This window comes from Granulicella aggregans (genome assembly GCF_025685565.1).
GTDB lineage: Bacteria > Acidobacteriota > Terriglobia > Terriglobales > Acidobacteriaceae > Edaphobacter > Edaphobacter aggregans_B.
Map to the genome: position 1 here is coordinate 1 of NZ_JAGSYE010000006.1, position 21,513 is coordinate 21,513.

Genomic DNA, 21,513 nt, shown 5'->3' on the forward strand with positions numbered 1-21,513 from the left:
CCACCGTGCGACGTCCGGCCCGCACGTCGCTCAACACTTCAATCCGCCTAAGATCGCGTTCGCTCATAGAAATCCATGCCATCCTTAGACCCTGACATTTCTATCGGGCCAGACCATGACATTTCTAACGAGCCGCTACAACAATGATATACATAATATGTGTTATCGGACATTATTGAGCAGTCAGAGCAACTTGGAAGATGGGCGTTTCCGTTTGAACTGTTGAAGAGTATTGGCTTGACTGGAGGGTGTATGGCGGAGAGACAGGGATTCGAACCCTGGATACCTTGCGGTATACACGCTTTCCAAGCGTGCGCCTTCAGCCACTCGGCCATCTCTCCGCAAACTACGAGCCAGTCTCACTTTACCACACGGTGGGCGTCCGCCGGTGCGAACCGGGCATTCCCTGACACCCTCCCTAGAGCGAGGCCAGGGCTTCCTGCTCATTGGGATAGAGCGATGCGTACTTGTTGATACCCACCATCGTGAAGACCTTCTGAAAGTGTGCACTCAGCCCGAAGATACCGACCCTCCGCGTGCCCGATTTACTCGCCTCCAGCAGCAGCTGGATGATGATCGCGATGCCGGAGGAGTTGATGTAGTCGACGGCAGTAAAGTCCAGCAATACTTTGGTGGTCGCTGTGTCAAGGCCGTGATAGGCGTTGAGGATGGCGTCTTTCGAAGCTGACGAGATATCGCCCGAGAATGCAAGGACAGCAATGGATGTGCCTGCGGTGGAGGTTGCGGTGCGCTGGGTGACTTTTGTAGTCGCCTGCATTTATTGACTCTCCTTAACTTGATGGGCGTCGAGACGGATAACGAGTCGAACAAAGCTCTTTCCAGGAGGCCCCTGGTGCCACTCCGCCTCATCCACTAATGCCTGAATAAGAAACATGCCCATGCCGCGCGGATCTTCCTCTCCGTGCATCTTCCGATCGATATCGGGCGAGGCTGGTGCCTTCGCGATGCCTGCCCCGTCGTCGATCACCTTGACCTCAAGTTCGTCGTCGGTGGTGGACATCACCACGCCCACATTAAGCGAGCTGTCGAGCTGATTGCCGTGTTCGATGGCATTGATGCAAGCCTCGGCTACCGCAGTCTTCAAATCTTCGATCCGGTCGCTCGAAAATCCCATCAGAGCTGCCATGCTGGAGGCGGTGCTCATCGCGACCTTCTCAAAGCCGAGTTCTGAAGGGATACGGACTTCGACGGAACTTCCGCTTTTCATAAGGCAGCATGCTCCTGCGAAGAGGAATCGAGACGGTAGATGGCGAGAGCGGTCATGTCGTCGGTCTGCGGCGCGCCATCGGAAAATACGGCCAGCGTCTCCCAGAGTGTATCGAGAATGTCGCTTGCCTGCGGAGAAGAGTGATCGCGGAAGGCTTCCATCAGGCGATCTGTACCGAACTCGTCATCCCCCTGGAAGACCTCCGTGAGCCCATCGGTATAGAGCAGAATGCGGGCACCGGGTGGGAACGGAAACGTCTCTGCGGCATAGACCATGCCCGGCAGCATACCGAGAGGGGTGCCAGAGGCATCCAGCGTCCGCAGCGTGCCGTCCGGAAGAACCAGTGCGCCGGGATTGTGGCCCGCGTTGACGACCTCGACCACGCCGCTCTTCGCATCCAGTCGCACAAAGATCGCAGTGACGTAACGTCGCTGCGCTTCAGTTCCCTCGTCCCAGTGCTGTTGGCCGATTCGGCTTACGAGCTCCTTCAGCGGCATTGGCTGGCTTGCGAGCGAACGAAACGCCGCCCGGAAGCTCGTGGCGACGATGGCCGATGCAAGTCCCTTACCCGCGACGTCGGCTACCAGCATCAGCTCGCTGCCGTCGGGCAGAGTCAGTGTGTCCATATAGTCGCCGCCTACCTCATAGCAGGTACTCGACTGCCCGGCGATCGAGTAGCTTTCGATCTCCGGCATACTCCGTGGCAAGAGTGAGCGCTGGATCCTGCGTGCGGCATCGAGATCCTGCTGCACCCTCGCCCAGTGCAGGTCGCGCTCATGCAGCGTGGCGTTCTCGAGCGCAACCGCAGCCTGCAGCACCAAGCCCTCCACGAAGTCCTGCTCATAGAGAGAGAAAGAACCGTGGGACGGCGTCGCCAACACAAGCTCCGCGAGCACCTGGTTCTCCTTCGAAAGGAGTGGAAACCGCCGGCAGCCCTCAAAAGGCTCCGCGGGCATCTGTCCCCAGATCTTCGACATGAGCTTCTGCGAAGGCGAAAGAAACAGCGCGCCCTCCATCTCAAGTTCGCGCACCAGAATCTTTGCCGTCCGGTCCATCACTTCATCAGGAAGAATAGTGGAGTGAATCTGCCGAGTGGCTTCCAGCAGCGCCTGAAGACGCGCCACCTGCTGCTCGAGAGGCAATGTTTCTTGTGACAGATGAGGAAGCGGCAAATCCATACGATAAAAGGGTCCTGAGTGGAACAAGGGAGGAGCTTCATAGTATCCAATTGAGCCTCGCAGGAGCAAGACGAATCGACGATTACGCGACTCGCGCTGCGGCGGTTGTCCTTGCAATCTCTCCTTCGGCAACACGAGGCAGGTAAATGGTGAATGTGGAGCCTTTACCAAGCTGGGTCTCGCACTCGATCCATCCTCCCATCATGCGGGTCAGTCTCTGGCTGATCGCAAGACCAAGGCCCGTTCCCCCATGCCTGCGGGTCGCAGACGAATCCACTTGCGAAAATGCCTGGAAGAGCTTCGCCTGGTCGCTGTCCGCGATGCCGATTCCTGTATCGCTTACCTCCCAGCAACTCCATATGTCGCCGTTCCTTGCGCGTTCTTCTACGCGCAGACGCACGATGCCACCCTCCGTAAACTTGCAGGCGTTGCTGAGGAGGTTGAGCAGGCACTGGCGGAACTTCGTCACGTCCACGTAGATCGTGGCGTTCGCGTCCTCCGCAGAGGCGAGAAAGACATTCTTGTTCTTCCGGGCAAGCGGTTCAATCGTCGATACAATATCGTTCACCAGCGTCCCCACCTGCGCGGGCTCGGAGAACAGTTCAACCCGTCCAGCTTCGATCTTCGACAGATCGAGCACATCGTTGATCAGCATCAACAGATGACGTCCCGCCGACTCGATCCTCTTCAGGTCGTCAACCTCCGACTGGTTCCCTGCCGCCTTCGCGTCCTCTTCCAGCATCTCGCTATAGCCAAGGATTGCGTTGAGCGGGGTCCGCAGCTCATGGCTCATATTTGCCAGGAAAGCGCTCTTGGCACGGTTCGATTCTTCCGCGATCAGCTTGGCGTTCAACAGGTCCTGTTGAATCACCTCGCGCTCCGCAATCTCATTCTGTAGCTCTCGCGTGCGATCGGCCACCCTAGCTTCCAGTTCATCCTGGGCGCGCTGCAACTCAAGGTCGCGTTGACTCACCTGCTCCATCATCGAGTTGAATTGATCGATCAGGACTCCGGTCTCGTCTTCCGATCCTGAAGCCGCTCGAATCGAGTAGTTGCCTCCCTTAGAGACTCGCTTTGCAACGTGGGTAAGGTGAAGGATCGGATCCGAGATCAGACGTTGGAGACGCAACGACAACAGCATCGCCAGTCCTGTAGAAACGAAAAGCACACCCGCGCCGATCACCCCAAACCTGCGCAAGTGAGAGTACATCTCTACGAGACTCACCCGCAGAAGCAGACTTCCGTTAAATTCGCCATTCGTCGCGATCGGCTCTAGGACAGTGAAGCTCCTGAAGTTAAAGCGAAGCGGCGCAGCAATCTGATGCTGGGTGCATGCGTGATCCGAGGAGTTTCTGACGTAACTCGCAAACAGGCTCCTGTGCTTGTCATAAAGGCACGCAGATTCCATGCGCGAATCGGCTCGGAGTACAGCCAGCGCCCCTGCCGCCGCATCGTGATTGGAAGACGTCAGAGCGGACGCGCTCGATCGGCCCAGCATCTGGGCCATCGTTGAGACCTCCTCCACCAGGGTTTGCCTGTACGAAAGCGTCAGATAGATCCAGAAGACGATGCATGCGAGACTGAGAGCGACCACCGTATTAGCTGTAAACAGCAGCATCAGCTTCGTCTTGATGGACCGGGACCACAAACTCCGCATGGAAAATCGTTCCTTGCCGGATGAGGAGGTCACCGCAATACCATCACGATCGTCCGGTACCGACCGCAGATGCTGCCTGCGCTGCCCTCACCTGAACTCCAGGACATTAGATCGGCTTCTCCCGCGAGGAGTGCACGGCCGCGATGACCGCTCCGCCAATTCGATGGTTCTCTTGAACCCTCCGCGGGCCCAGCATGCGCTCCGCTGTCGCCGCGTTGACCGGGCGGGAAAAGAGAAAACCCTGGCCATATTTGCAGCCGAGTTCCCGCAATCGTGAGACATGCGCTGCGTTCTCAACTCCCTCCGCGACGACCTCCATCTTGAGATTGCCGGCCATCTGCACGATCGTCCGCACAATCTCCTCAATCTCGACGCTGTCCTGATCCAGTTCTTTCGTGAAAGAGCGATCGATCTTGAGTGAGTCGAAGGGAAACTGGCAGAGATACTTCAAACACGAATATCCAGTGCCGAAGTCGTCGATCTTCAAGCCGATACCGAGTCGCTTTAGGGCCTGCAACACCCCCTTGGCCTGGTCGATGTCCTCCATCAGCAGGCTCTCTGTCAGTTCGAGATTCAGGCTCGAAGCAGGCAGCCCAGTTCGACGCAGTATCTCTCTGACGCTGCTGACCAGGTTCGGCTCCTTGCACTGCTGCGGAGACAGGTTCACCGAGACTTCAAAGTCGTCGGCAAGGTCGAACTGCTGCCGCCATAGCTGCGTCTGTTCGCAGGCCTTCTCAAGAACCCACAGACCTATGTCGTGGATAATTCCACTCTCCTCCGCGATGGGGATGAACTCAAGAGGCGACACCTGCCCGCGAGTAGGATGGTTCCACCGCACCAGCGCTTCGAACCCGCAGATGGCGCCCGTATCCAGATGCACGCGGGACTGGTAGAAGACCTCGAACTCCTGCTTCTTCACTGCGGTCCGGAGATCGATGTCCAACTGTAGTCGCTGATCGCGAAGTTTCCGCATCGACTCTTCGAACAGCACCCATCTCCCGACTCCTCGCAATTCGGCAGCGGACTTAGCCGTGTCGGCATCGCGAAGCACGTCCTCCGCGCTCGCGTGACTCGGGTCTCCAATCACCAACCCTAGACTTATAGAACAGAAGACCTCTCGCTCCTCGATCGAGAACGAAGGTAGCATAGCGCGAGTCAGATTCTCCGCGAGCGACTCCGCATGAGGAACATCGGTCAACCGATCCAGGAGAATGGCGAACTCGTCCTCTGCAAGCCGCGCAAGCAGGGGCGGGTTCGCTGAGTTGGCAAGCTCAGGTCCTCCAGACTCAGACAGCACCTTCTGAACTCTCTCGGCAAAGCGGATCAACAGGAACTGACTCGCGCCTTGAGTAAGGCTTGGCCTTAGATGTTTGAAGTGGTCGATGTCGAACAACAGAACACAGAACTTGCTCAACGGATCGTGCTTCTGTCTCAGGATCGCCGTTTCAATCTCTTCTTCGAGCAAACGCTTGTTCGCAAGACCTGTGAGGGTATCGATTGTTAGCCGGGCGGTCACGTCGGTGATGGATCCGACCCGGCGGATGGGCACGCCAGCCGGATTTCGAAGCGTCACTCCGCGCAACGAAAACCACCGGTAGCGGCCGCTCGCATGGCGAAAACGGAACTGGCTTGCACTCTCATCCAGCGGATCATCGCCAGATCCGCCTGCCGCTTGCGTGGTCTCCGATTGGCCGATAGGGTTAGCAAAGGCCAGCGCGACGGCGCGACGGTCTTTAGGATGAACGCAGGCCAGGCAGCTTCGCGGAGGATAGGCCTTCTCACGCGCGGCAAGACCGACCAGGCTGTGCAACTCCGCCGTACAGAAGACGGTGTTGTTGGCCAGGTCCCAGTCCCACAGGCCTTCACCAGAACCCCTTGCCGCGAGCACGTGGCGCTCCTCATTCCTCCGGACCTTGTCCTCCTCCCTTCCCATGGCAAGCTGCGTGCGAATTCGAGCCAGCGCAATCTGAAAGTCGAGAGGCTTGGTGACATAGTCGTTCGCGCCCAGATCCAGGGCCAGCGCGATCGCAGAGCTGTCGCTGACAGCCGTGACCATAATGACGGGCAGTTGCTGCGCCGATTTGGTCATTCGAATCTTCCGTAGAACCTCGGTGCCAGTCATTCCCGGCATCATCTGGTCGAGCAGCACAAGGTCGACCCTCGAGTCCTTGAGCATGCGAAGAGCCTGCTCGCCATTGTCCGCCGAAATGACTTCATATCCGCACCGGCTCAACCGCCGCGACAGCATGTCGACATTGCTATCCTCGTCATCGACGATCAGAACCTTGGTGGCCGATTCCATCTACAGCTCCTTCCCAGCGACAAAATTCGTCATCTTCCCCAGCAGCCGCGAGTACTCCACCGGCTTGGTCTCGAACTCGTCACAACCGGCGAGAATCGCCCTCTCGCGGTCGCCGTTCATTGCATGCGCCGTCAGCGCAATGATGGGGATAGCGCGGGTGCGCGGGCTCTCCTTCAGCAGCCGGGTTACGCTCCAACCGTCCATCTCCGGCAAGCTCATGTCCATCAAGATCAGGTCGAACGCCCCGTCCCGCGCGCGCTCCAGACCCTGTACCCCGTCCACCGCGACCTCGACCTGCCAGCCGCTTCGCTTCAGCCGTCGTGAGAGCATGTCGCGGTTGAACTCGTTGTCTTCGACCAGCAGAACCTTACCAACGCGAGGGTGAAGTGGAGCAACTGCCGTCTCATGGGTAACTCTGGCAAGGGCCTGCATAGTGTCCTCTGGAGCGCCTATCGGCTGAGTCATGTTTGAAAGTGAGTTAGAAGATTCGCGGGAGATACATCTTTGGTGGAATTCACCGGGGGGCGCAGACGCGAGTTCGATGGGAGTCCCCTCTCATCTCGTTAGGCAAACGGGGTTAAAAGAAAAGACCCCGGCCGAAACCGGGGCACTTCCTTGTTGCAGATGCAGAAGACGATTAAAGCTTATCTTTCGGGCTGAATTTTGATTGGCTTATCAGGATCGGGGAGATCACCGGGAAGCGGCTTCTTCCTTCGCTTGACCGGCGGAGCAGAGCTTGGAGGCCGCTGCTTCCCTCTTCCGTTCTTCTTGCCGTTCGATTCGACAACGGCGCGCATCCAGTACTCGCCGTTGCTGTCTACTTCGATACCGTGAGTCTCGCGCTCGAAGCCAGGAAACCTCTTGCCAAACTCCTCCATGGCAAGAATCAGCTTGATCACCGGGCTGTCCGGCCCGCCAAGTCGCTCCCCAGGCATGCTCATCGGAATTCCCGGAGGATAAGGCACCAGCATCACCGCTGCGATACGTCCCGCCATCTCGGCAAAGCGAATCTTCTCTGTCTCATTTCGCAACAGTTTCTGATAAGTCTGCGCCGGAGTCAGGACAGGGTCGAAGTCTTCGTCGCAGGCAGCGTTGACTAGTCCCGAAAGATTGAGCTGCTGCATCACACCGTGCATCTCATCCGACAACTCTTTGAGCGTGACGTTGCGATAGCGATGTGGATACTTCGAAACGAGCTCTGGCAGAGCCTCTTCAAGCGACGCCTCTGAGTCGTAGAGCCGCTTGAACTCGAATAGGTTCTCGAGCAGCGCGCCCCACTTGCCCTTGCTGGTGCCGACTGAGAAGAGCACGAGGACGGTGTAGTCTCCAGTGCGCGCGATCTCTACTCGGCGTCCATCGAGGAACTCCGTAAGAATCGCCGCAGGAATGCCCCACTCTCCGATCACGCCCTGCGCATTCACTCCGGGAGTAAGGATGGTGACCTTCGCCGGGTCCAGCATGCAGTAGTCGTCGGCGATGTCCTCATCCTGGAAGCCGTGCCAATCCTCGCCCGGCTTCAACGTCCAGCAGCTCGAACGATTGGTAAGCGCGCCGTCTGGGCACTCCTCAAACAGATACTTCTTCCCATCAAGCGGGTCGGTCACAGAGTCGGGCTGGTACAGGCTGAAGAACCATCCCTGCTCAGCCGCAAGCAGCCGGTGCGCGATCGAAGACATGGCTTTGCGGAACGCGATGGCATCCTGCAGCGTCTCGGACATCAAGGTCGGGCCGGCAGGCTCGTCCATCATCGCCGCAGCAACATCCAGCGAAGCGATCAACGGATAGAAAGGCGAGGTCGTCCCATGCATCATGAACGACTCGTTGAACTGGTCGTAATCAAGCGGCGCACGTGGGCTCAGCTTGACATGCACCATGGATGCCATGGAGAACGCAGCAAGCATCTTGTGCGTCGACTGCACCGAGAAGATCGTAGGCCGGTCGGGCATGTCGTCCGGGACGTCCATGGCGAATCTTCCGCGGTAGATCTGGTGAAATTTCGCATAGGCGTACCAGGCCTCGTCGAAGTGCAGGCGAGGCACACTCTTCGAAAGCACCTCGGCCACACGGTTCACGTCGTAGCAGAGCCCATCGTAAGTCGAATTTGTAACAACAGCGTAGGTCGGCTTCTTTGACGGAGCTCCTGCACTGAAAGGACTCTTGTCGATCAGCGCCTGGATGTTCTCCGGGCTGAATCGCTTGATCGGCACCAGGCCAATCATCCCGTAGCCGTTGCGCGTCGGCTTGAAGTAGACAGGCCGTGCCCCGGTTACCGTGAGCGAGTGGCAGATCGATTTGTGGCAGTTCGCATCGGCAAGCACAATGTCATCTTGTGCAATCACGCCATGGCCCACGATCTGGTTCGAAGTCGACGAGCCGCCCAGAACATAGAAGGTCCAGTCCGCTCCGAAGATTCGCGCAGCGTTCCGTTCCGACTCTCCCGGAGGCCCAAGGTGATCCAACCATGAACCGAGCGGCGAAGTCGAGATGCCGAGGTCCGAACGCATAATGTTCTCGCCGAAAAACTTGTGAAACTCCATGCCAACCGGATGCTTCAGGAAGGCCACGCCACCCATATGCCCCGGCGCGTCCCAAGAATAGGCTCCCTGGTCGTTGTACTTCTTCAGCTCGCGGAAGTAAGGCGGAAGCAACTGCGCGTGATAACGTTCGACCGCGAAGTCCACGCGGTTTGCGATGAACGCCGGCGTATCGCCGAAGAGGTGGATGTACTCATGCACCTGCTGAACAACTTCAAGGGGAAGTTCACTGACCAGCGTCCTATCGGCGATCAGAAAGATCGGAATCTTCTTGTTGCGCCTTCTAACCGCGCGCAGGATCTCGAGCGCTGCGCGCTCTTCGAACTGATTGTCCCCTTCGAGATCCCAATCCAGCAGGATCGCGCTATGCGATGGATCGCTGGTAACCAGCGACAATCCATCCTCCGGCGTGGATGTCCGAACGACCTCGTAACCCTCTTCACCAATCGCGTTGATCAGACGCTCCATAGCGCGGTCGGACACCGAGTCCGTACCGCCCACCTCACTCGCAATCAGCAACACCCAACGGCCTTCGCTCATACACCTCTCACTTCAAATCTCATGGTACAGCGAGATTTTGAATGGAGTATGCACAGGCCGCACTGCGGGAATTTGCATGTGCCAGAAAGTGGTCCAGGCTCCCGACTTCGAGGCGGATCAAGTCAATTATTCAGCTAAAACGCCTTCCAGATTTCCCGCCCGGACAAACTGGGGCGCTGTCAGTTTGACCTTGTGCAGCGAGCTTTCAGTCTGTATGCGCTGAAGCTTTTCAGAGGAACCTGAGGTCACGAACGAGGCAACATAGGTCTCTGAGATCGCTTTGCGAAACTCTGACAGCAGAGGCCCCAGAGACACCGGGTTCCCAGTGCCTTCATAGAGTGCATGCCCACCCGTCTCATCCGCCACCTGCGTCAGATAACTTTGTCCGCTGAAGCTCGCTCTCCCGCCGCGAAACCCTGCGTCGCCAAAGTAGATCGAGGAAACCGCGACGCCCGCCCTCTGCGCATCCTGTATCGCCGCCTGAACATAAGGGCTGTCCTGGTTCATGATGCTGGTGCTCCCGTTGTACGGATCGACGCCGTTAGTGACCATCAGCACAAACCTCGCGCCAGGACGAGATGAATCCGCTGGCCAGTGTTTCACGAACTCCGAGAGGCAGAAGTACGGACTTCCGCTGATCCCTGGCGATCCCAGCGGAAGACGAAAGCTCTTCGCCGCCGCTTCATGATCCGCCGTAAAACTCTGCGCGGTGAAGACGGACCCATTCCGCATGTACCCCACATAAATCTGCGATCCCTCAGGAAGCTCCTTGGTGAAGCCTTGCAAGGCGTCAAGCTGCGTTCCGATGGATTGGCGCAGACCTTCGTCGATCAGGATCGCTACCTGAACTCCTGTCGCCGGCACCTGCGACCAGCCGGTCAACTTCTCCTCTTTCCCGTTGACCTTGATCTTAATGTCCGAGATGGCCGGGATCTGATCGCCCTTTGAGCTCACGCCGACAAGCGCATCTGTCTGACGAGGACCCTCCACCTGCGCCATCGCGGCACTCGCGCTAAGTACAAGTGCTGCTGCCGAAACCAATACCTTCATCATTGCGGTATCCCGCCTTCCCTACTCCATAGGTTCGATGCGTTTGCGACCCGCGCGGCTCAACTAAGTCGAATCGCGTCGCAAACGATGCGGAAGTCTACTCCCCGCCAAACCTGTAAGTAAGACCGCCACGCGCGGTAAATGGAAGCGCCGGATAGCCGATCGGTCCGATGTGCTGCTGACCAAGAAGATTGTCGAGCTGGGTGAACAGCGTCAACTTCCGCGTTGCCGCAACGCTGGCGTGAGCATCGAGCTTCGCGTAACCGAAGTCGAGGTCGCGGTTCGGCAGCAGCAGCGTGTTGTCTCCGTTCAAATCAGCAAAGTCGAGGAAGGTCGAATCGTCGCTGCGGCTCGCGAGCGAACCCGTCATGCCAACTGAAAACTTGCTTACGGAATACTGGGCTGCAAAGAATCCCGTATGCGGCGGACGCCGGAACGGACGCGCTCCTACAAGTGGCGAAAGCGCGCCAATGGCGATGCCCGGCAGATTGGGATTGGTCGTCGCCGCCCCTTCGTTTGCCGCGACCGCATCGCTGGCGAAAGACTGCTTCACGACCGCGTCGAGATAGGTATACCCACCCCGCACGAAGAGATGCTTCAGCGCCTGCCACTGAATCTCCATCTCCGCTCCCTGCGCGCGGAACGCCAGCGAGTTCACGTAAGCCTCGTAAATACCCCCATCAGGATTCGCGATATCGGTCGGAATTCCGAAGTATTCATTCAACCCGTGGTAGTCGACGCCTTCCAGTTGCCGGTCAAAGACATTATGGAAGTAGCCGGCCTTCAGGATCAGCCGCTCCCCTAGGATGTTCTGATCGACGCCAATATCGTAGCTGCGCGAGCGCTGCGCCGTTGGCTGCCGAATCTTATAGGCGGCGATGTCCGCAGCAGCATTTGGATCGCTCTCCAGGACTTGCTTGTAGAGACTCTGGAACTCCAGCGCCAGGGTTGGCTCCTGCACCCCAGTCGCAGCGCTTGCCCGGAGCTTCGTTCCTCTGAACCAGCCATTTGAGATGCGAACAGGTATATAGGCGAGCCCGATGCGAGGCGTTCCCGCGATCCCGTACAGGTGGTTCTTCTCCACCGCTCCGCCAGCGGAATAAAACAGCCGGTTCTTAATATCACCCTGGAACTGGAGCGTGTACTCGTAGTTTCTACGCTCGATCTTTTCGTTCTCTCCATAGTCAGGAAGAACGAACGATCCGCGCTCATCTTCATACCGAAAGCTGCCGAGCCCCGTGAAGTGATGACTGAAGGCGAAGTCAGTCTGAAAGAACAGCTCGTCGCGGTTCGAAGAAGAGTTGCTGTTCGATCCGAAAAAGTCGGTCTGTCCTGTTGCACTGTAGCCGTTCGCTCCGCGTATCGTCACGACGTTTCCGAAGTACTCCGTAAATCCGAAGACATCGACCGGTGTCCCGTTGTAAGCGTATTGGTAGATCTGCTCACGCTTCCTCGTAACGCCATAGCGAACAAGGTTATGCCAGCGATCCCCGAAGCTGGAGCTCTCGAGCGTCAATCCAGAATAAAGATCCTGGTCCGCCTCTTTACCATTGTTCGAGATACCGAAAAAGTCATGCGCTCCCGGCAGACCGCTGGCCGAGACACCATTGCGCAGGGTAAACCGCGCCTGCACTCCCGGGATCAAGGCATATCCAAGATTGGCCGCCTCGGTAACCGAGTGATACTCATCCAGCGGCAGCGCGTTCGATGAGTTCAACCGGCTGAACGCAGCGTAGTAGTCGAGCTTTTGATGAGTCCCACTGACCTCTGCCTGATTCCGATACGTTGAGAAGTTACCGCCTTCACCCGTATAAACGAACACCGGCTTAACCGACTCGCCTCTTGGAGTGTTGAACGACACCACAGAAGCTCCCGCATCCGATCCATACAGCACGCTGTTCGGTCCTCGATACAGCTCCGCCGAAGCAATCCCCGTCTGCGTCACCGTGCCGAAGTCGAAGGTACCGCCCACATCTTCAGCCGTAGTTCCGTCGATCAATACCTTATTCGCCGTCGAGTTGCCTCCGCGAACGAAGAGCGATGTGACCCCCCCAAGCTGTCCCTGCTGCACAAATTGCACGCCCGGAGCCTGCCGCAGCGGATCGATCACCCCAAGCCGGCCCAAGAATGCGTCGTAAGAAACCAACGACAGCGCGGCACTCGTCTGTTGGATCGGCGTCTCGATTCCCGTAGCCGTCACCGTAACCTGCTCGGTCACAGATGCGATCTCCAGCACGACGTTCTGCGAGACGACTTCGGTCACATTGCCGTAGAAGTCCTTGCCGATACCGGGAGTAAAGGTAGCGGCGCTCGTAAGCAGCCGGAACCTTCCCTTCGCAGTGCTGCGAATCTCAAAGACTCCATCGACATTGGTCACACCCAACGCGATCGCTTGCTGCCCCTGGATCAACTGCACCCTGGCACCGATCACCACAGCGCCCAGCGGGTCCGTAACCGTTCCTCTCACAATCACCGCATGAGCACTTGTTGCCAGAAAAAACATCGTGGCAAGCGTGTAAATCTCCGCGCAAAACTTCGTTATAGAACGCAAACCAACCTCTTTCATCTCGTACTCCATTCATGGCGCGCAGTTTCAATACGCGGAGTTTCAGCCTCGGTCGAAGCATACGGATCGTCCCGCCGAGCAATCTTTAGGGCAGCAAGAGAACCTTGCCGGTGGTGCTCCGCGACTCAAGCGCGCGATGTGCCTGTTCCGCTTCGCGCAAGGCATAGGTATGCTCCACACGCAGCTTCAGGCTGCCATCTGAGATCCAGCCCAGAACGTCACCGGCCCGCTGCTCCAGCTCGCCTCGGGACATGATGTAGTCCTTCAGCGTGGGACGAGTGACAAAAAGCGACCCCATCGTCGACAGTCGGATCAGGTCGAACGGCGGGACCGCTCCGCTTGATCCTCCGAAGAGCACCAGCGTTCCCCGGCGATGAAGACAGGTCAGCGACTGTTCGAAGGTCGACTTGCCCACACTGTCGTAGACAACAGCGACTCCCTCGCCTTCGGTAAGGCGCTTGATCTCCGCGGCGAAATCGACCTTGGTGTAGACCAATACCTCATCAGCCCCAGCTTCACGCGATAGCTCCGCCTTCTCCTCGGTCGATACCGTCGTAAAGACGCGGGCACCCAGTTTCTTCGCCATCTGCGTCAGCAAAAGGCCCGTGCCTCCCGCTCCCGCCTGGATCAGGACCTGATCGCCGGGCTGGATGGGATAGGTGGAGTGGCAAAGGTAGTGGGCCGTCATTCCCTGCAGCATCGCGGCGGCGGCTTGTTGAGAGGTGACGTGATCGGGAACGCGGATCAACCGCGCCGCCGGGGCGACCGCGAACTCGGCGTACGTCCCCTGCACGCCGCACCACGCCACTCGATCTCCGACAGCGACCTCGGTCACGCCCTCGCCGACGCAGGCCACCGTTCCGGCAGCCTCCTGCCCGGGAATAAACGGCAGTTTCGCCGGGTACCGCCCCTCGCGAAAGTACACGTCGATGAAGTTGACCCCGATCGCTTCAATTGCGACCAGGACCTCGCCCGGCCCAGCAATGGGCGTAGCCACCTCGGACACCACGAGGGCCTCCGGCCCCCCGGGATTTGAGATCAATATTGCTTGCATATAAGGGATTGTAGCGAGGTGAAAACCCGATTGCAGAAGAACTTGGAAGAGGTTCACCGAATGAAATCCGAAATAAATTCATTCGCCATTCATCTGCGAATCCCCTGATTTATCTAGGCTCAACTCTATGCGGGACAAAGAACTTGTTTATACGATCAATGAAGGCGCCCGCGAGGGTACGGTAATCGTTCGGCTTGACGGCCCTCTAACACTCGGCAACATGTTCAAGATTCAAGACGAACTGCGCGCCATTCACCCGCCCGTTACGATCTTCGACCTCTCGAACTGCGAGTACATGGACTCCGCAGGATTGGGTGTGCTCGTAAACTTCTATGTATCAGCCGAGAAGAATGGGCGCAAGATTGGGCTCGCCGGAGTCAACGAGCGCATCCAGGCTCTCCTCGAGATGACCCACGTCACGACCCTGCTCGGCGTCTTTCCCACAGTCGATGAGGCACTGGCGAACCGGTAGTCGCCGTCCAGCGGTGGATTGCAATCAAAGACGCTACTGCAGCAGGCTCTCTTCCGAGGACCGAAGCCGCAGGATGCGATCCACCGCATAGGGCGCTCGGTGCGCTGATGTATGGAAGTGTCGGACCTGCAACTCTCCGAGTAGTCCAATCCCCATCATCTGAATCCCAGCCAGGATCAGAACTCCCGCCACCACGAACATCGGGCCATGGGCCACCATGACGTGTTGCCCGGTGATGATCTTCAGCAGCAGCAACCAGAAGGACAGCCCGCCTCCCGCCAGCACGCCGAACGCGCCGATCGCTCCAAAAAAGTGCAGCGGCCGCGTCATATACCGCAGCAGGAAACGAATCGTAAGCAGATCGAAGAACACCCTGATCGTTCGCGAGATGCCATAGTGGCTCTTGCCGAACTCCCGCTTCGGGTTGCTGATTGGAATCTCGCAGATCGACGCCCCGAACCATGAAGCCAGGGCGGGAATGAACCGATGCATCTCGCCGTAAAGCGGAATGTTCTGGATCACCTCGCGGCGATACGCTTTGAACGTCGTCCCAAAGTCATGGATGTTGACGCCCGACAACTTCGCCATCAGCCAGTTCGCCGCGCGTGAAGGAATCCGGCGCAGAATAAAGTTGTCGCCGCGCTGGCTCCGCCATCCGCTCACAACGTCGTAGCCCTCTTCGAGCTTGTTGAGGAAGTTCGGAATCTCATTCGGATCGTGTTGCAGGTCGCCGTCCATCGCCAGGATGAAATCGCCCTGGGAATGATCGAACCCGGCAGCCAGAGCACTGGTCTGACCAAAGTTCCGGCGAAGCTTGATCACCAGTACGCGACTATCGACCGCTGCGATCTCCTCCAGCAGCCGGTACGTCCGGTCGCGCGAACCATCGTCCACGAAGACCATCTCGAAGCTCTCGCCAACCTGCTCCATAACGTGCTTTACGCGGTCATAGAGGGTCGTTACGTTCTCTTCTTCGTTATGAAAGGGGACGACGATGGAGTACTTAGGCACAAGAAAAATGATACTCCGAACCTTGCGCTGCCGACCATAGCGATATAGCCGGGGGTAAGCAAAGAAGATCAGCCGATCGACATCTCCAGGCCCAAGAAAAGCTCAGTCCCTGCGCTCAGAAATTCCACAGCTACGAGGAAACGGATATTAGCAGGGACTAAACCATATCTTCATCATCTTTCGGCGGGGCTGCATAAGCCCCATAGAATCAACAAGCGCCACCATTCGGGCGCCTTGGCACCATGAAAAACTTACAGATAAATGTAGATTTCTTCCATTTGGTGTTGCTTTCTCCCGCTTCTGTGCTACATTCTTCGTATGGCTGCTGCGGTCTGGCACCCAGAAAATTTGCCGGAAAATCAGGTTGTGACTCTCGTCCAACCACCGGCACAAGTTGCGTCACTGGCCTCCCGGCACGGGCAGAGTACCGTTCGTGCCGTCCTTTTTTTGCCCTGACCCCCTACTCCCCCTCATTCTCAAAAGCGGTAATATGATCCGTATGAAGCGTTTCTTCGGCTGCGTTCTCCTTGGCGTCTTGTCCCTCGCCGCATCGGCTCAGTATACGAACCCGTCCGCGGATGTCCCCGCCTACAATCTCGAAGCTCCCAAGAAGCCGCTGCCGCCGATCATGTCCGGGACCCAGCTCACGGGCGACTACTTCCAGCATCCTTATCAGGTTGTCGCCTACAAGATGGCAGCAAAGATTCCCGCCGTCCTCAGCCAGCAGCCTTGTTACTGCCGCTGCGACCGCGCGATGGGCCACAACAGCCTGCATAGTTGTTTCGAAGGAACCCACGGCGCAGCTTGCTCCACCTGCATGAAGGAGGGCGTCTACGCCTATCAGCAGACCAAGCTTGGCAAGACCCCGACCCAGATCCGCGCCGGCATCGAGCGCGGCGAGTGGCAGCAGGTCGACCTCGAAAAGGCCGCCCTCTGAGCTGGCTGGCATGGGCGCTTCTCTCAGCCGTCTTCGCCGCGGCGACTGCCTTGCTCGCGAAAGTCGGTGTATCCGGAATCGACTCCAACCTCGCCACCGCAATCCGCACCACCGTCGTCTTCGTCTTCGCATGGGCAGTAGCCATCGCCCTTGAGAAGCACAACGCCATCTCCATGATCGGCCGCCGGAGCTGGATCTTCCTCATCCTCTCCGGCCTGTGTACCGGCCTCTCCTGGATCTGCTACTTCCGCGCGCTCCAACTTGGCCCGGCCTCGAGCGTCGCTCCCATCGACAAACTCAGCGTCGTTCTCGTCATTGTCTGCGCTTGGCTCTTTCTGGGCGAGCACCTCAACGCGATGAAGCTGCTCGGCGGATCGCTCATCACCGTCGGCGCGATCATCATCGCCCTCGCCTAGGTCTCCTCAATCTCCACCCCGTCATCTCGACCGAAGCCTCTCGCAGCCTCATCGCGAGAGGCGTAGCGGAGAGACCCCCGCATTCGTCCCATGTAACGTTAGCGCTATACTGGAGAAAGTTCTTTGTAACGCTTCAACGCAATGTTGAGCCAGCTCCACAATGGGGGCGTCACGGCTTCGACGGGATTGCTTGTGGCAGAGAGGCATGCCGGGGTGGGTACACCCGTAATCGCGCCCAAAACTATAAGTGCCGAACCTCAGTTCGCTCTTGCTGCTTAATCATAAGTAGCCGATCGCTTCCGCTTCGCCTACGGGCGGATACCGATCGTCGCACAGTAGGCTGGCTCAACGTGTTCCGTCTGTACACCGCGAGTGAGATCAATCAGGCTGGTCGCCGTCGCATCTTCGTCCGTTCTAAGCGCCGGTGACGAGACAAAGATGAACCTGGAAAAAGCATGAAAGCTCTCTGTTATTGGTAGTTTCGGACGCGGGTTCGACTCCCGCCGCCTCCACCATTCCTTCTTTTACTTCCAACGCAACTCCAGAAGCGTCGACGCCGCAGGCTCGAGGCTCACGCTCAGTTCGCCCTTCGCGGGCTCGAGAGCCGTGCCCGAAGCGACATCGACTACCGAGACACTCCCCGCCGGGGCCAGCTTCTCATCAATCCGCGCCAGCGACACCGACACCTTCTGCTTCTTCTTCTCATCGAAGTTGAAGATTGCTACATACGCTCCGTGCAGCGTGGGCCGATAGAAGACATTTGCGCCCTGATCACCGGTATTCCCTTCCACCGGCAGAAACGTCTTCCCTTCCGCCGCGATCTTCATCCACGCGCGATTGTTATAGACATCCTTCGCCAGCGCCTGCCCTTCGGGATCGTCCGCAAGTTGCGAGCTATCGAGGATCATTCCGCCACTGATCACCGTCGAGAGCAACCGGCTCTTCCCTTCATCCACAGTCCGCGCACCAAGATCCGCCTTGCTGCCCAGCACCACGTGATCCGGATCCGTGATGTAGAGATTCTTGCTCGACCACCATCCATAGGTAAGCGAGTTCAGCATGTACTCCGTCGACTGCTCGCGCCCGGCAATATGTCCCTTCGTGTCGCAAGCCAGCCGCCGCGCATGGCCATAGCCCGAAGGAAACAGCGGCGCGATCGACAGGCTCAGAAACATCTTCGGCCCTGCCTCCGCAACGACCTGCTTCATGCCAGCGTTATAAGCCTCGATCCCCGTCTGGATCGCAGGATCATAATGCGCTCCCTCCAGCGCCCCATGAGCCAGAAAGTCGATCTTGATGTAATTGAAATCGAGCCGATGCATCTGCTCGAAGAAGTATTTGATCCGCGCCTTCGCTCCGGGATGCGTCGGATCGACCGGCCAAAGTCCATCCACCTTCGGCATCATCGAACCATCCGGCGCCTTGAGGATGATGTCGCGATAGCGATACTTCATCCCCGTGCCTTCGACATACGCATCAAGATCATCCAGGTGATACACAAACGGAGCCCAGTAGATTCCGGGCTCGAAGTGCATCCCTTGAGCGTTCTTCATCCCTCGAATGATCGAGACCGACTCAGCAAGCTGTATAGGGTCGAGCTTCCACCAGAACGCATCGAGATTGACGTACACGACACGGTTGTCGCCAAAGCCTTCAGGCACCAGCTTGTCTCTTACAAATGCTGCCGTATCCAGATAACGCTTGTCGCTGATCTTGTCCGCATAGGCCGCCCAACTATTCCATCCGATCGGAGCGCCCGAAGCCCACTTCAGCGGTGGCTGAATCGCAGCATTCGCCTCACCGTACGCTTCTAGCCCCTCGCGCCAGTCCGCGAACGATCCGATAAAAATGCGAGGCGAAGTGACATGCGCCCCACGCACGATCCCATGCGGCACCGTGTCATGTGTGTCTGTGCGAACTCCCGTTGGCGATGTGATGCCTCCATAGATGTCCAGATCAGTCAGTTCCCCATCCGCAGCATGGGCCTCAATCGCAGTCTTCCACTTGTCGTGAACAATGGAACCAAGAAGCAACGCCTGCCGCGTCGTATTGTCGTAGATCGCTGTCGCTTCGTTGCCGGAAAATAGCTGTCCCGGCTTCATCTCCGCCACAGCCACGCTGTTGTAGCGGAACCACATGTCGTTATCGAACGGAACATGCAGGATGCGAAGATCTTTGCCCTCGATTCGAAGCGAACCACTTCCCTTCAAGACCACAGCGTCGAAGTGCCGCGTGCCCACACTGCCGGTCTTCGCTTGCAGTTCCGCCTGCACGGCAATCGCTGAAACCTTGTCGTACACCCAGATTCGCTGAATCAGATTGGGTAGCCCGGGCGCTGTGCTCTTCACTGCGTAAACGCGAGTCCCCGGTACTGTGGAAGTCTTCTGCCCGGCGTCCAGCACATGGCTGCTGTACGCAGTGGACGACACCGTCTTTCCATCCTCAAGCACCGCCCCGCTCGCAAGGCCAGTGATCGAGTGGCCATCATTCCACGAGATATCCATCAGCCCGCTATCACGGTGATAGTGCACCACAACCGCCTTGCCACGAAGCTCGATCGCCTTCGAAGAGGCAGGCACACTCTGTGCAAAGGAAGGCAGCGCGAAAACGGCCGATGTGACCGCGATAAACCAAGCGAATGCAACCGCTTTCATTTCATCTCCTGGAGATTCTGATCGCAGCAAAGGTAAGACTTAGCCCCGCAGCGGTTCTTCTTCGACTTCAAGGTTGGATTGGTCTTAGCCCAGCAACTCGTGCCGCATATACTCGTTCACGAACTTGCCCTTCGGGTCATACTGTTTGAGCAGCTGCGTGAAATCATCGGCCCGAGGATATGCCGCACGAACCTGAGGAGCCGCGAGCGTATTTACCTTGCCCCAGTGCGGTCGCGGCGTAAACGGCATAAGCTTCGCCTCCACCTGCGGAATCACCTTCATCACGGCATCCCACTCCGGTTTCCACGTAAAGTGGATCGCCAACGAGCGCCGCTTGTACGCCATGCTCATCCAAAGCTCGTCAGCCGCAATCGACCGCAGCTCCGTCACGAAGAGATGCGGCGTTATCTGGTCCTTCAGGCTCTCGACAGCAAGAACAGCTTCATACGCATGCTCGAACGGAACGAAGTACTCCGTCTGAATCTCGCGACCCGTTGAAGGCGTGAACTCCATCTTGAAGTGCGGAAGCCGCTCATACCACTTGCCCACGCTGTTCAGTTGATCGGTGGTCTTCTCCGGCCCCTGTCCCACGACCGGGTGCAGCTTCTCTTTCGCCAGCGTCGCTCCATAAAACAGCTCCGGCGGCGCAGCTCCCCCACCCTGATCCACCCGCCGCTTGATCCATACCTCCCAAGCCTTATGGTGCTGCCAGTTCGTGAAGAGCGAGAGGCTGTAGCCCGTATTCATGATGGCTTCGAAGTTGTGTTCCAGCTCGTGGAAGTCCAGCGCCTGGTAGACGATCTGCGTCATCTCGTAGCTCGGTTCGACATCGAGTGTCACGTGCGTCACCACGCCCAGCGACCCCATGCTCACCACCGCGCCATGGAACGCATCGCCATCCTTCGCCCGCGTCAGCGTATGCACCGTACCATCGGCAGCAACGATCTCCAGCCCACTCACCGAGGTAGCGAGTCCGCCATTCCGCAGACCTGACCCGTGCGTCCCCGTAGCGATTGACCCGCCAACCGAGATATGTGGCAGCGAAGCCATATTCGCCAGCGCGAACCCCGCGTTATCTAACTGCACCGCAAGGTCGCCATACTTGATGCCGGCACCGACTGTCACCGTCTTCGCGGCCGCATCCAGCTTGAAGTCATGCAAGCCCAGCGTGCTGATCTGCGCGACCTTCGAGTCCGCGATGCCATTAAAGCTGTGCCGAGTCCCTAGAGCCCTGACGCTGTCAACGCTCGTCACTGCCTTTTGAACATCAGCGACGGAGGCCGGCTGCAGCACGTTATCGGTTGAGTAGCGAAACGTCCCAGCCCAGTTCTCACGCGGACCTCCACTTCCTGCCTGCGCCACTCCACCCCGAACCGCCGTCATGGCTGCCAGCGCCGCGCTGCCCTTGAGAAACTGCCGCTTATCCATAAATCTGTGCCTGCTCCCAATCGCCTTCGGTATGGTTGGCCGCTTCGCTCAATCATGGCCGCGACAATCATACGCACACCTCTCATCGATTGGGAACGAGGGATCAAGCCACACAAGCCGCAACCGCCTCGGCCTCTCGCTCGAAGACGCTGAACAGATTCAGAATATGCACCATCTTGAACGTCTTATACGCAAACGGAGAAAGGCTCACCAGCTTCGTATCCCCGCCCAGCTTCTTCGACTGCTGCAGCGCGTTCACGATCGACCCAATCCCCGACGAGTCGATCACCGGCATCGCCTCCAGATTGAGAACCAGAAAAGGGTGGTCCGTAGCGAACGCCTCTCGCACCGCCGCGTCGAACTTATCCAACTGCTCGCCCATCTTCAGCGCGCCCTTGATGCGGATGGTACAGGTCTTCCCACTTTGAAGAACGTCGAGGTCCAAGGAGTTGTTTACCTTTCCAACAGATTGTTCTACATTTGTGA

17 protein-coding genes, 1 tRNA gene and 1 other RNA gene are annotated in these 21,513 nt (G+C 58.0%); 4 read left to right on the forward strand and 15 right to left on the reverse strand.

Features of this window, described 5'->3' with window-relative positions:
- Window positions 1-253 precede the first annotated feature (253 nt).
- The 11 genes from OHL18_RS21425 to OHL18_RS21475 all read right to left on the reverse strand — a co-directional run bounded on the left by OHL18_RS21425 (window position 254) and on the right by OHL18_RS21475 (window position 14,064).
- Window positions 254-341: transfer RNA gene (locus OHL18_RS21425), tRNA-Ser, on the reverse strand.
- A gap of 77 nt (window positions 342-418) precedes the next feature.
- The gene (locus OHL18_RS21430) at window positions 419-778 is read right to left on the reverse strand and encodes an STAS domain-containing protein (protein ID WP_263376927.1); all 360 of its coding nucleotides are present in this window, start codon (window positions 776-778) and stop codon (window positions 419-421) included.
- A complete protein-coding gene (locus tag OHL18_RS21435; protein ID WP_263376928.1) occupies window positions 779-1,228 on the reverse strand; it encodes an ATP-binding protein in 450 nt (149 codons plus the stop codon).
- Window positions 1,225-2,370, reverse strand: a complete 1,146-nt coding sequence (locus OHL18_RS21440; protein WP_263376929.1) for a PP2C family protein-serine/threonine phosphatase — start codon at window positions 2,368-2,370, stop codon at window positions 1,225-1,227. The genes OHL18_RS21435 and OHL18_RS21440 overlap by 4 nt, the downstream gene beginning before the upstream one ends.
- A 118-nt stretch (window positions 2,371-2,488) precedes the next feature.
- Window positions 2,489-4,063: an ATP-binding protein gene (locus OHL18_RS21445; protein ID WP_263376930.1), complete on the reverse strand. Its 1,575-nt coding sequence runs from the start codon at window positions 4,061-4,063 to the stop codon at window positions 2,489-2,491.
- A gap of 106 nt (window positions 4,064-4,169) precedes the next feature.
- Window positions 4,170-6,365: a putative bifunctional diguanylate cyclase/phosphodiesterase gene (locus OHL18_RS21450; protein WP_263376931.1), complete on the reverse strand. Its 2,196-nt coding sequence runs from the start codon at window positions 6,363-6,365 to the stop codon at window positions 4,170-4,172.
- Window positions 6,366-6,797 carry a response regulator gene (locus OHL18_RS21455; RefSeq protein WP_263376932.1) on the reverse strand — a complete coding sequence of 144 codons (432 nt, stop codon included), beginning with the start codon at window positions 6,795-6,797 and terminating at the stop codon, window positions 6,366-6,368. It abuts the gene before it with no gap.
- A 212-nt stretch (window positions 6,798-7,009) separates the two neighbouring features.
- Window positions 7,010-9,439 (reverse strand): Orn/Lys/Arg family decarboxylase, encoded by a 2,430-nt coding sequence (locus OHL18_RS21460; protein ID WP_263376933.1) that lies wholly within the window; start codon window positions 9,437-9,439, stop codon window positions 7,010-7,012.
- 126 nt (window positions 9,440-9,565) lie between these two features.
- Complete coding sequence (locus OHL18_RS21465; protein ID WP_263376934.1) at window positions 9,566-10,492, reverse strand: vWA domain-containing protein; 927 nt, start codon at window positions 10,490-10,492, stop codon at window positions 9,566-9,568.
- A 94-nt stretch (window positions 10,493-10,586) separates the two neighbouring features.
- Window positions 10,587-13,055 carry a TonB-dependent receptor gene (locus tag OHL18_RS21470; protein WP_263376935.1) on the reverse strand — a complete coding sequence of 823 codons (2,469 nt, stop codon included), beginning with the start codon at window positions 13,053-13,055 and terminating at the stop codon, window positions 10,587-10,589.
- Window positions 13,056-13,140: 85 nt separating this feature from the next.
- Complete coding sequence (locus OHL18_RS21475) at window positions 13,141-14,064, reverse strand: quinone oxidoreductase family protein (protein ID WP_263376936.1); 924 nt, start codon at window positions 14,062-14,064, stop codon at window positions 13,141-13,143.
- 172 nt (window positions 14,065-14,236) lie between these two features.
- Between OHL18_RS21475 and OHL18_RS21480 the strand changes: the two genes are divergently transcribed.
- A complete protein-coding gene (locus OHL18_RS21480; RefSeq protein WP_263376937.1) occupies window positions 14,237-14,581 on the forward strand; it encodes an STAS domain-containing protein in 345 nt (114 codons plus the stop codon).
- Between the two features lie 33 nt (window positions 14,582-14,614).
- Here the strand turns inward: OHL18_RS21480 and OHL18_RS21485 are convergent, their stop codons facing one another.
- Window positions 14,615-15,592, reverse strand: coding sequence for a glycosyltransferase family 2 protein (locus tag OHL18_RS21485; RefSeq protein WP_263376938.1), 978 nt, complete (start codon window positions 15,590-15,592; stop codon window positions 14,615-14,617).
- A 499-nt stretch (window positions 15,593-16,091) separates the two neighbouring features.
- Between OHL18_RS21485 and OHL18_RS21490 the strand changes: the two genes are divergently transcribed.
- From OHL18_RS21490 to ssrA, 3 genes are all read left to right on the forward strand, one after another.
- Window positions 16,092-16,529: a CYCXC family (seleno)protein gene (locus OHL18_RS21490; RefSeq protein ID WP_317890520.1), complete on the forward strand. Its 438-nt coding sequence runs from the start codon at window positions 16,092-16,094 to the stop codon at window positions 16,527-16,529.
- The gene (locus OHL18_RS21495; protein ID WP_449727824.1) at window positions 16,493-16,945 is read left to right on the forward strand and encodes an EamA family transporter; all 453 of its coding nucleotides are present in this window, start codon (window positions 16,493-16,495) and stop codon (window positions 16,943-16,945) included. Before OHL18_RS21490 ends, OHL18_RS21495 begins: the two co-directional genes overlap by 37 nt.
- A gap of 162 nt (window positions 16,946-17,107) precedes the next feature.
- Window positions 17,108-17,460, forward strand: a transfer-messenger RNA (tmRNA) gene (gene ssrA / locus OHL18_RS21500).
- A 9-nt stretch (window positions 17,461-17,469) separates the two neighbouring features.
- Here the strand turns inward: ssrA and OHL18_RS21505 are convergent.
- The 3 genes from OHL18_RS21505 to OHL18_RS21515 form a co-directional block, all read right to left on the reverse strand.
- A complete protein-coding gene (locus OHL18_RS21505; RefSeq protein WP_263376940.1) occupies window positions 17,470-19,599 on the reverse strand; it encodes an alpha-galactosidase in 2,130 nt (709 codons plus the stop codon).
- A gap of 84 nt (window positions 19,600-19,683) precedes the next feature.
- A complete protein-coding gene (locus OHL18_RS21510) occupies window positions 19,684-21,027 on the reverse strand; it encodes an FAD-binding protein (protein ID WP_263376941.1) in 1,344 nt (447 codons plus the stop codon).
- Window positions 21,028-21,130: 103 nt separating this feature from the next.
- On the reverse strand, window positions 21,131-21,472 hold the full coding sequence (locus OHL18_RS21515) for an STAS domain-containing protein (protein WP_263376942.1): 342 nt from the start codon (window positions 21,470-21,472) through the stop codon (window positions 21,131-21,133).
- Window positions 21,473-21,513 lie beyond the last annotated feature (41 nt).